Genomic DNA, 11,313 nt, shown 5'->3' on the forward strand with positions numbered 1-11,313 from the left:
CAGACAGAGGCTGCGTAAAATTCATCCCAGTCCCGTGTAGAGGGTTTTTTATAAACCTTAATCTTCATCAAGCTTGATAATTTTTAGCCTAAATATTTAAAAATATACAGCATTATATGTATAGCTTAGATTGGTTTAGGCATTGTCCGATAGATGCTTTTCACGTAATTTTTGACGCAGTACTTTACCAACATTGCTTTTTGGTAGCTCACTGACAAATTCGATATGACGCGGGCATTTATAACCAGTCAGATTGTCGAGCGCAAAATCTTTAATGATATCTGCGGTGACGTTACTGTCTGCTGGCACGATATAGATTTTGACGGCTTCGCCTTGGCGTTCATCGTCGATACCAATCACGGCACAGTCGACGACACCGTCACAATCTAGCATCACTGATTCAATCTCATTGGGGAATACGTTGAAGCCTGAGACCAAGATCATATCTTTTTTGCGGTCGAGCAAAGTAAAATAGCCTTTTTCGTCCATACTGACGATATCGCCAGTACGAAAATAGCCATCTTTGGTAAAGCTCTTACTATTATCATGGTTGAAATAACCAGCGGTCACGTTGGGGCCTTTGATACACATCTCACCTGCCTGATGCACGCCAACACGCTGATCTTTGTCGTCGATCACAATGATATCAACACCAGGACCTGGAACGCCAATTGTCCCATTAAATTTACGATCAGTGACTACGTTGGCAGTACCTACAGCAACGCCTTCTGTCATACCCCAACCTTCTATCATCGCACAGCCAGTGGTTTCTAACCAACGCGCTGCCGTTTGCTCAGTCGCCGCCATTCCGCCTGCTTGCGTGATACGTAGTGAGCTAAAATCTAACTGTTTGAAGTTTGGCTGATCAAGCAGACCCTTAAACAAGGTATTGACTGCAGGAAAGATATGGAAAGGTTGCTTTGATAAGGTTTTTATAAATCCTGGCATATCACGCGGGTTGGGTAACAATATAAAAGTATAGCCCGAACGCATCCCTAATAGGCTGAGCATGAAGGCAAAAATATGATAAAGCGGTAGAGCCATAATCATATTAATGTATGCCTCATTCATGTTTGAGGTGACAGGTCGGTACCAAGCCTCTGACTGTAGGGCAGCGGCTATAATGTTGCGCTGGGTCAACACTGCTCCTTTTGATAGTCCTGTCGTACCACCAGTATATTGTAAAATGGCCTTTTGCTCTGATGCCATTGTTGGTGCCTGAAACGGCAGTGCTCTGCCTTTTTTAAGAACATCAGGGAATTTGGTTACTTCATGCTTAGGATCGTTAAGATTATATTTAGGGACTAAGCGTTTGACCTGCCGAATAGGATCGTTAAGATATATTTAGGGACTAAGCGTTTGACCTGCCGAATCATGGTATTGACCAACATGCCTTTTAGACCCATCATATCGCCCATTTTCGATAGCACAATACGATTAATAGAGGTCTCATCAACCACTTGTTCAAGCGCTTGGGCAAAGTTGTCGACGATGAATATGATTTGGGCGCCTGAATCATTTAGTTGGTGGCGTAACTCGCGTCCAGTATATAAAGGATTGATAGGGGTGCAAACATAGCCTGCGCGCAAAATACCAATCATAATTGGCAAATACTGCGGTACGTTTGGCATCATCAGCGCTACAAGACTACCTTTTGGCAACCCCTGGGCTTGCAACCATGCAGCGACCGCCAATGATGCTTTATCGACATCATCATAAGTATGAGTAACGCCCATACAGATACTCATAGGGTGCATACGATAGCGGTTAAAGCACTCTTCATATAGCTCTATTAAGTTGCCATATTTATCAGGATCAATCGTTTTGGGTACAGTACTAGGATAATGATCCAGCCAAGGTTTGTTCTCTTTCATCGTTAGCGTCCTTAAAAATATTGATTGCTATATAGAGAAAGCTTAGAGGCGAGCAGTTTTATATCTGTCAACAATAAAGACGAACGCTAATGTGACCAATGTGGCGCTAAGCGCGATAATATCCTTATTTACTAATGATCTGCTAAGCTACTTTAATCGTTATATAACACAAGTTTAGGTCATTATTAGCATTAATAATGAAATAATAAAAGGGTGTAATTTAACCGTATAGTAACATAACTGCAATTGTTGTTTATATTGGAGTGATAGCACTGGATAGTATATAAAGATAGTAGACAAATGTACTAATATATGGTGCAAGATAGAGTAAAACGGCGACTAGTAAGGTAGGACAAATTGTTTTCTGCTATTAAAAAAACGTCTATAAATAAGGAGTGCGCTTATTGTGCACCCAAGCGTACTGCTCACACAGATTAAAAACATGGTTACTATCTGATAGCGTACGGCTTGAGTGGGATCTGCACCAGCAAGTATTTGTCCGGTCATCATACCTGGTAGACTGACGATACCGACAACCAGCATGGAGTTAAGGGTAGGCGTCATACCGTTGACGACTGCCGCCCGTATTTGCTCGTGTACTGCTTCAAATGGACGCGCAGATAAGCTTAACATCATCTCAATACGTGGCTGCTGCTCATGAAAAGACTCAACAAGCTGATTGCTGGTCAAGGAGATAGCGGTCAAAGAGTTACCTAGTATCAAACCCAATATTGGAATAATAAATTGCGGTGTATACCATGGCTGAACGTTTAAAATAAAGCCAATGGCGATGATGGTAACCAATACTGCTGATGTGCCTACTGCAATAAGAGTGTCAGTAAACAATCCTTTATAAGTGCGTTTAACACGACTCTTGGCAGCAGCCCCTGCAATCAAGGTCATGATGGTCAAGATCGATAATACTTCATACCACTGCTCACGTGCAAAAATCCAAGCCAAAATTAGGCCAATAAAACTGAGCTGAACCACGGTACGAATAGCAGCTGTCAGTAAGGTTTTGGTTAGACTTAAACGTAATCGCCATGACACGATGAGTACAATGACGATAAGGCTGCTGGCAAGCGCAATGTCACCGTAAGTCAGTAAGATTTGCATATCGTCTGTACGCATCATATGTGCTCGTCATAAAATCAATTAATAGTGAACATGAAATGGCGAATAAAATACTGGTATGGCATATCGTTAATCGTTACATGGATCATTGCGTCCTAGTAGGACTGTAGCTGTTCAAAAGTGATTTAACTATACTAAAATGCTTCAGTTAATACGCCTGCTTGCATTTGCCAATGCTGATTTGCTAATGGCATGATATTTTGCGTGTCATGAGTTATCCATAGGAGAGTGCGCTGAGGCTCTGAGTGCAACCAGCTAATTAGCAAACGCACAAGCTTCGCTGATGTATCAGCATCTAAGGCGGCAGTAGGCTCATCTAAGAGCAGTACTTGTGGATTCAACTGTAACAAACGTAGTGTATTAACCAGTTGTCGTTCACCACCTGATAGATGACTGGCGTCTTGTTGTAAAAATTCTGGGGTACGCTCTAGAGACGCAAGCTGCGTTATATGCCAGTCAATATTAAACTGGCCATGCTGATGGGCTTGTAAGCGATAAGGCATTTTTAAGTTTTCAAGGACACTGCCTTCTAGCAACTGTGGATGCTGGGCAAGTAAAGCGACCTGCGCGCGCCATCGCGTAGGCAGGGTGTCATGAATGCTATGATCGTTATTACTATTTTGTCCGTTACTATCTTTATACTCGTCACTATCTTGATGCAACCAAACATCGCCTGTAGTGAGAGGTGATAGTCCTGCTAGAACCCTTAATAATACTGATTTACCACTACCAGAATGTCCAGTTAATACTGTCACTTGTCCTTCTAGTAAAGCGCCACTAACGCCAGTTATCAATTCGCGTTTATAAGTAGATAGAGTAGGATCCGAGCCTATTTTAAATTTGTCTCTTATCTTCATAAGCCATGTTTGAGACATGGCAGGCGCAATAGCCAGAGTAGGTGTCTTTTTACTGCTTGGATTGACTACTGTAGAGCGCCTACTATATACCCAAATGTTCTCAAAGGTGAGCATGGGTTTTTTATCAATATTCATGTATGAGTGTTATGCATCGTTAGAGTGATGCGCAATAGCCTGTTGAATATTATCATGAAGGTTTTTTGGCACTCGTATTGGCCGTATTGGTGCAGCATTAGCCGCTATGTCTGATGTATCAGCATTATCAGCTGGTTCTGGTTTTGTCTGATTTTGCACGCAAGCAATGACAATCTTAGCGCTACTTAATAGGGTTTTTGCAGAAGGGTAGTGATTTTCATTTGCAGAAGGGTAGTGATTTTCATTTGAGTTCTGTGACGCATGGCGATGAATACTTTGATAGAATACAATGCTGGCAGGTTTTAGCTCAACTCGATCGATATGTACCTTAATGACTTCATCTAAAAATATTGCCTTTTTGTACTGTAGCTGCGCTTGACTCACTACAAAATGCTGGATTTGACCATCATCAGCATGCATAAAATAGCCGTTTAGACCAAGCTTACTAAACCAGTCGCGGCGACAATTTTCAAAAAACACCAGATGATTGGCATGGTAGACTATACCGCCAGCATCAGTATGATTGATATACACGCGGTAATCGGTAGAGTATAGAGGTGAAATAGTAGAATTTGATGGCGCTGTCGTCATAATTTGGCTCACATCGTTTGGCTAAAGAAGTAGCTCAGTAAAAGTACTTCAATGTTTATAAAAATATATAAGATAAACATGATTAGAAGGAAAGTATGCCGCTATTTGTTATGTCATAACGGTCAGTAAAGTAAGTTTTCTACTGTATCTTAAGATTTGAAGACACGCAATAGCCAGGTCGACTTAGCTATTTTTATTGCTATTTATCGTCCTTTTACATTCCAAAATTTACCAGAATGATTTGTAAAGCATGAACAAACTTGAACCAGTCAATATAGGATAAAGCATGACCCGTTTTGTGAGTTTTAATATCAATGGTATTCGCGCCCGCCAGCATCAGCTTGAAGCTGTGCGAGAAGTAATAGACCCTGATATCATGGGGCTACAAGAAACCAAAGTCCATGATGATCAGTTTCCATTAAAAAATGTAGAAAGTCTTGGCTATCATATTGAATATTTTGGACAAAAGGGACATTACGGTGTGGCATTGTTGTCTAAAGTTGCGCCTATATTTGTACAAAAAGGCTTTCCTGGTGATAATGAGGAAGCACAAAAACGCTTTATTCACGCGCGCTATGAGCTGCAAGGCCGTGAAATTGATGTGCTTAATGGTTACTTTCCACAAGGTGAGAGCCAAGATCATCCAACTAAGTTTCTGATGAAGCGCGCTTATTACGCTGATTTGATGGCCTATATTGATACTTTAAAAGCGGAAGGGCGCTCGATTGTCATCATGGGTGACATGAATATTGCGCCAGAAGATATAGACATCGGAATCGGTGAAGCTAACGCTAAGCGCTGGCTCAAAAATAGAAAAACCTCATTTTTACCCGAAGAGCGTGAATGGTATTCAGCACTCATGTCACGGGAACTAACTGACACTTATCGTCTACATTATCCAGAAAGCACAGAGTTATATAGCTGGTTTGACTATCGCAGTCGCGGTTTTAATGATGATCCCAAGCGTGGCCTACGTATCGATCATATTTTGTGTACCGCTGATCTAACGAATGGATGTGTGGACGCAGGTATCAGCTATGAGCTACGTGCAATGGAGAAGCCCTCTGATCATGCGCCTATCTGGGCGGCGTTTGACTTGAGCCAAAACTAGTACGTGCGCCAAAATACTATTTATGTATACGCTTTTAATGAGTGAACATATCTTTGATATTAAAAAATGATTCTAAAAATTGATTAATAAGGATTGAGCTATGGCTGTCGGAAACATATCAGTACCCAACACTATTTATCCTATCGACGGTATCAGATTGAGTGCTACCGCAGCAGGTGTGCGTTATAAAGATCGCGACGATTTAGTGGTCATCGAAATTGCGGAGACTGCAACCAGTGCAGTTGTGACGACCAAAAACACGTTTTGCGCTGCACCTGTACGCGTACTGCGAGAGCACTTTGCAAAAACGGCTCCGCGCTACTTAGTGACCAACACAGGTAATGCCAATGCGGGTACAGGTGCTGATGGCAAACGCCGAGCAGAAGAGATTTGCACGGCTTTAGCGAGTAAGGCTGGTGTAGACACTAGCGCGGTGTTGCCGTTTTCTACTGGCGTGATAGGCGAGCCATTAAATAGTGAAGCGGTCATCAAAGGGCTAGATAAGGCTTTAGACAGCTTAGGAGCGGATAACTGGTTAGCAGCGGCTAACGGGATTCGTACGACTGATACTATCCCTAAGCTTGCAAGCCAAAAAGTGGATATTGCAGATACGAGCTATCATATCACTGGTATATCTAAAGGCTCAGGTATGATCCGCCCTAATATGGCAACCATGCTAGGTTATGTAGCCACTGATGCCAATATTGCAGCTGACCTATTGCAAGAGATGCTGGTTACTATCAATGAGCAGTCTTTTAACCGCATTACCGTCGATGGCGATACCTCAACCAATGACTGCTGCGTGTTGATAGCGACAGGGGCTGCCGGTGCCGAGATAATCGATAGTGCCGAGCATCCGCATTATCAGTCGCTACTTACTGCCTTAACTGACGTATTTGTACGTCTAGCCCAGTTAATCGTACGTGATGGTGAAGGGGCAACGAAGTTTATGACCGTAAAAGTCACCGGTGGTGAAACCACTCAAGAATGCTGCGATGTGGCTTATGCAGTTGCGCATTCTCCACTGGTGAAGACAGCGTTTTTTGCAAGCGATGCTAATTGGGGCCGCATCTTAGCAGCAGTTGGTTATGCTGGTATTGAAGACTTAGACACTGAGCAAGTAGATGTGTATTTAGATGATGTTATGATCTGCAAAAACGGAGGGGTGGCACCAAGTTATACCGAAGAGGCTGGCAAGACCGTTATGAGTCGCCCTGAAATTACTATTCATATTGACTTAGCGCGAGGTGATGCCAGCGACACTGTTTATACCTGTGATCTGTCTTATGATTATGTCAAAATTAACGCAGATTATCGTAGCTAGATAAGCGTTGTATTCGTTTTTTATTTAACCCCTAGTATTAATAATTTGAAGCTCATAATGTAAAAATTGCTAATGTGTGAGTACGTTTGAATAACACCAGTTGCAAATACTGACGTTACGTTACAAACCAGTTATAGAGGCAAAGCTTATTCAAGACCTATACTAATTGCAGTACAACAATAAGTAGTACTGCTTTTGTTTGGGCACTATAATTGGCTCTTATAAAAAAGTACTCACTATTAACGTTTATATCTTGAAATATCGTATTGTTTATAAGGTTTTATAAGAGCCATAAAGTGACGATATTTAGTGAATGAGATATGAGCTATTTAACAACAATTGATCGAGGGTATAAAAATGAAAAAATTAGCGATTGCAGCATTTGCAGCCACTTTTGCATTAGCAGGTTGTTCTACGATGGGTCTAGACGATGAGCGTACCATGGTAGTAGAGGGTCAAGCAGTAAACGTTAAAGTTGTGAACATTCCAAGCTTTGAAGTAGAAATTGCTCCGCGTAAAGCGCTTTGTGAGCGTATGGATACTAGTGGTAATAAAATCGAGACACAGTGCCTACAGTATCGTCAAAGCTATCAAAAGAATTACAACACGTTGAACGGTAACATCCAAGGCTTTACCTATGAGCCAAATTATCGCTATATGTTAGATGTGCGTCAAGAAGCAATTGCTGATACCAAAACTGGTGTGGTTAAGCCTGTTTGGATATTAAATGACGTTATCTCAAAAACAGCTGAATAATTATTTTTTATTATAGTTGCCAAGTAATTAGTAAGAATACAAAAAAAGCCTCTATATTGTTAGAGGCTTTTTTTATGAGTTTTGGAGTTTTTACTTTTCAGTTTCAGTTTCAGTTTCAGCACTGGCTATAGTTGACACTAACGCCATGGGTAGCAGTAGGTATGCGGTTATCTGCATAGACAGCAAGACCGCCTCGGGCCGTTTCTTTATATTTATCCGACATATCGGCACCAGTTTGTTTCATAGTCTCAATTGCCTTATCTAATGAGACAAAGTGCTGACCGTTGCCTCGGCAGGCAAGACGAGCGGCATTGATTGCTTTTACTGCTCCCATCGCATTGCGTTCAATACAAGGTACTTGTACTAGGCCGCCGACAGGATCACAGGTAAGACCTAGGTTATGCTCGATGCCGATTTCAGCTGCGTTGAGACATTTGGCAGGATCGCCGCCCATAATCTCTGCCAATGCAGAAGCAGCCATCGCACAAGCGGATCCGACTTCACCTTGACAGCCAACTTCAGCACCAGAGATTGATGCGTTTTGCTTGATTAAGCTACCGATTGCCGTGGCATTTAATAAAAATTTGCGTGCACCTTCTTGGTTGTAGTTTGATAAAAAGTCGCGGTAATAGCACATAACTGCAGGGATAATACCAGCAGCACCGTTGGTTGGGGCAGTGACGACATTACCACCATTTGCATTCTCTTCATTGACTGCCAGCGCATACAAATCGACCCAATCCATCGCAGCAAGCTTATCGTTCTTTGTCCTTGGCTGATCTTTTTCAGCACATAGCTGCAAATGTAGTGCTTGAGCGCGGCGTTTGACGTCTAAACCACCTGGCAAAATGCCACTATTTTGACAACCTTGTTTGACACAGTTTTGCATTACCTCCCAAATAGAGTCTAAATAGGCAAAAATCTCTTCTTTATCACGATAATGGCATTCGTTTGCCAATACCAGTTCGCTCACACTTAGCTTATGCTGACGACACTGCTCAAGTAGCTCAGCTGCAGTATTAAAAGGATAGGGGACTATATCAATCGTTGGCGTACCATGGTCTTCATCTGGATTATGAGCATCATCGTCATTAATGACGAAGCCGCCACCAACTGAGTAATAAGTTTGCTGATAATGAGTGTCGTCTGCCAATATGGCACGAATGGTCAGTGCATTAGGGTGATAAGGTAGAACAGTATCATCGTACCAATAGATATCATGTTCTGTATCAAAGTCGATAATGTGCTGACCTGATACATTCATTTTTTTATCTGAAAAGATAGGTGTGAGGTATTGGCTGGTCAGTCGTGTATCGATGGTACTTGGCGTATGACCAAGTAAACCTAAGAGAATGGCTGTGTCAGTAGCGTGGCCTTTACCTGTTGCAGCGAGTGAGCCGTATAGTTCAATCTCTAATTTTATGATATCTGTCAGCTCAAATTGTTTACTCAAAGAAGTCAAAAATAAATTGGCAGCTACCATAGGCCCTACAGTATGTGAGCTTGAAGGCCCAATGCCAATTTTAAATAGATCAAATACACTAATCATAATAAATTACCAAAAAATAAAAGTGAGTGAATATGGTTGTCATCGTAACCAATTGATTAACAAAAACGACTTTATAGCTTAATCAATATTGCAAGCATCATAAGTATGACTAGTCACGACAGAGAGTAGGCATGGCTACACAATGAATTTAGAGCATCGTCTATATGAACGTTTAAACTTGGTAGTATGGATGATAGAAGAATAATAGCTTTTGTTTATTATAAATTTCCGTTATGATGCTTGGCATCAACGCTTATGTAACATCCTGTAAGCGGTTGCTGCTATAAGAAATATCAGAATATAAGCAGCTAAAGCGATGGATTTAGTAGAACATATCTTATCTTAGACATCTAGCAAAATGTGACAAATTTGTATAAACAACTACCATTTATTAAGTATATCAGTGTTGCAGGTTGAGCTAAATAATTATTGTTAGATGTATTAGGCAATACGGTGAGATATACTAAATAGGATGGTGCTTGCGTCATTAATTCTTTATTTATCCTTTTTAGCTATTATTTTCGGCCACATAGGACACGCGCGCATGGTAACTCCCTCAGAAGATCCTTCCAAGACACAGCATTCATCTCACTCAGAAAATAGCGCCAAAACTCAAACCCCTTTAACGGCATTAGAAGCAGCAGGTATCACACCTGCTATGATGCAACTTACCAACAATCCAGACTTTGAAAATGGACGCTGGTTCCCTACATGGCGACCTTATCGCGGGGATCTTGACCACAATCCTGTCGGTATCAATGAATATCTACCCGCTTCTAAAAGTATTTTACTTGGTGTTCAGCATACCTTTGCTATGTTTGGTGCAACTGTCCTTGCACCGCTATTAATGGGTTTTGATCCCAACTTGGCTATTTTGATGTCAGGTATCTGTACGGTGATGTTTTTTATGATTACCGGCGGTCGTATGCCAAGCTATCTTGGTTCAAGCTTTGCCTTTATTGGCCCTGTTATTGCTGTGACAGCTTATGCTGGCGTAGGTTTTAATACCAATTTAGATGTCGCTTTAGGCGGCATTATGGCCTGCGGGATTATTTATGCGCTAATAGGCTTGTTAGTAATGAAAACCGGCACAGGCTGGATTGAGCGTTTAATGCCGCCTATTGTGACTGGTGCTATTGTCATGATTATTGGTCTTAATCTAGCGCCAGTTACTATTCAAGGCGTATCAGCCAATCAGTTTGACGCATGGATGGCAGCATTAACTGTGCTACTAATCAGTAGTGTGGCAGTGTTTACTCGCGGTATGCTAAGGCGTTTGTTGTTATTAGTGGGTTTGATATTGTCCTATATCGCTTACTATGTTATGACCAACCTATTGGGTTTTGGCACAACGATTGATTTTACAAGTGTGGCTGCTGCCTCATGGTTTGGCCTACCAGGTATACATGCACCGCGTTTTGAGATGAGTGCTATTATCTTGATAGCGCCTGTGGCTTTTATTCTCGTTGCTGAAAATCTTGGACACTTTAAAGCAGTAGAAGGAATGACCAAATCACGCGTTACGCCTTATATGGGTCGTGCGTTTTTAGCTGATGGCGTAGCCACGACGTTTTCAGCGGGGTTTGGTGGTACTGGGGTGACGACTTATGCTGAAAACATCGGCGTGATGGCGGTAACCAAGGTCTATAGTACAACTATTTTTGTGATAGCAGGTGTGGTTGCTATTTTACTAGGATTGTCACCAAAGTTTGGCGCTATCATTCAGACGATTCCTTCAGCGTTATTGGGCGGTGCATCTATTGTCGTATTCGGCTTGATTGCTATTGCTGGGGTGAAAATATGGATAGACAGTCACATTGATTTTAGCAAAAACAGCAATCTTATCATTGCTGCCGTTACGGTGATTATGGGTACGGGGAACTTTAGCTTACATCTAGGAGGTTTTGACTTAGGTGGTATCGGTACAGCAACTCTGACCGCTATCATACTAAACGCTTTGTTTAATAGTCAAAAAGAGTAGA

General features: G+C 41.7%; 10 protein-coding genes. 4 read left to right on the forward strand and 6 right to left on the reverse strand.

The window, feature by feature from the left end; translation table 11 throughout:
• Positions 1 to 135 precede the first annotated feature (135 nt).
• The 5 genes from PENNN9_RS13000 to PENNN9_RS05350 form a co-directional block, all read right to left on the reverse strand.
• Positions 136 to 1,209 carry an AMP-binding protein gene (locus PENNN9_RS13000; protein WP_264752900.1) on the reverse strand — a complete coding sequence of 358 codons (1,074 nt, stop codon included), beginning with the start codon at positions 1,207 to 1,209 and terminating at the stop codon, positions 136 to 138.
• Between the two features lie 95 nt (positions 1,210 to 1,304).
• Positions 1,305 to 1,874 (reverse strand): AMP-binding protein, encoded by a 570-nt coding sequence (locus PENNN9_RS13005; protein ID WP_227511733.1) that lies wholly within the window; start codon positions 1,872 to 1,874, stop codon positions 1,305 to 1,307.
• 339 nt (positions 1,875 to 2,213) lie between these two features.
• Entirely contained in the window at positions 2,214 to 3,008 is a 795-nt protein-coding gene (locus PENNN9_RS05340) for an ABC transporter permease (protein ID WP_082638004.1), read from the reverse strand.
• Positions 3,009 to 3,142: 134 nt separating this feature from the next.
• Positions 3,143 to 4,000: an ATP-binding cassette domain-containing protein gene (locus PENNN9_RS05345; RefSeq protein WP_058368690.1), complete on the reverse strand. Its 858-nt coding sequence runs from the start codon at positions 3,998 to 4,000 to the stop codon at positions 3,143 to 3,145.
• A gap of 9 nt (positions 4,001 to 4,009) precedes the next feature.
• Positions 4,010 to 4,591: a thioesterase family protein gene (locus PENNN9_RS05350; RefSeq protein ID WP_058368691.1), complete on the reverse strand. Its 582-nt coding sequence runs from the start codon at positions 4,589 to 4,591 to the stop codon at positions 4,010 to 4,012.
• A gap of 286 nt (positions 4,592 to 4,877) precedes the next feature.
• On the opposite strand from PENNN9_RS05350, the gene xthA reads away from it, so the two are divergent.
• From xthA to PENNN9_RS05365, 3 genes are all read left to right on the forward strand, one after another.
• Positions 4,878 to 5,702: an exodeoxyribonuclease III gene (gene xthA / locus PENNN9_RS05355; RefSeq protein WP_058368692.1), complete on the forward strand. Its 825-nt coding sequence runs from the start codon at positions 4,878 to 4,880 to the stop codon at positions 5,700 to 5,702.
• A gap of 100 nt (positions 5,703 to 5,802) precedes the next feature.
• A complete protein-coding gene (gene argJ, locus PENNN9_RS05360) occupies positions 5,803 to 7,026 on the forward strand; it encodes a bifunctional glutamate N-acetyltransferase/amino-acid acetyltransferase ArgJ (protein WP_058368693.1) in 1,224 nt (407 codons plus the stop codon).
• Positions 7,027 to 7,383: 357 nt separating this feature from the next.
• The gene (locus PENNN9_RS05365) at positions 7,384 to 7,782 is read left to right on the forward strand and encodes a DUF4377 domain-containing protein (RefSeq protein ID WP_058368694.1); all 399 of its coding nucleotides are present in this window, start codon (positions 7,384 to 7,386) and stop codon (positions 7,780 to 7,782) included.
• A 115-nt stretch (positions 7,783 to 7,897) separates the two neighbouring features.
• On the opposite strand, the gene PENNN9_RS05370 is transcribed toward PENNN9_RS05365, so the two are convergent.
• Complete coding sequence (locus tag PENNN9_RS05370) at positions 7,898 to 9,334, reverse strand: L-serine ammonia-lyase (protein ID WP_197409075.1); 1,437 nt, start codon at positions 9,332 to 9,334, stop codon at positions 7,898 to 7,900.
• Between the two features lie 541 nt (positions 9,335 to 9,875).
• Here PENNN9_RS05370 and PENNN9_RS05375 point away from each other — a divergent pair.
• Positions 9,876 to 11,312, forward strand: a complete 1,437-nt coding sequence (locus tag PENNN9_RS05375) for a solute carrier family 23 protein (RefSeq protein ID WP_058368696.1) — start codon at positions 9,876 to 9,878, stop codon at positions 11,310 to 11,312.
• The last annotated feature ends 1 nt before the right edge of the window (position 11,313 follow it).

Source organism: Psychrobacter sp. ENNN9_III (genome assembly GCF_001462175.1).
In the GTDB taxonomy this organism is placed as follows: Bacteria; Pseudomonadota; Gammaproteobacteria; order Pseudomonadales; family Moraxellaceae; genus Psychrobacter.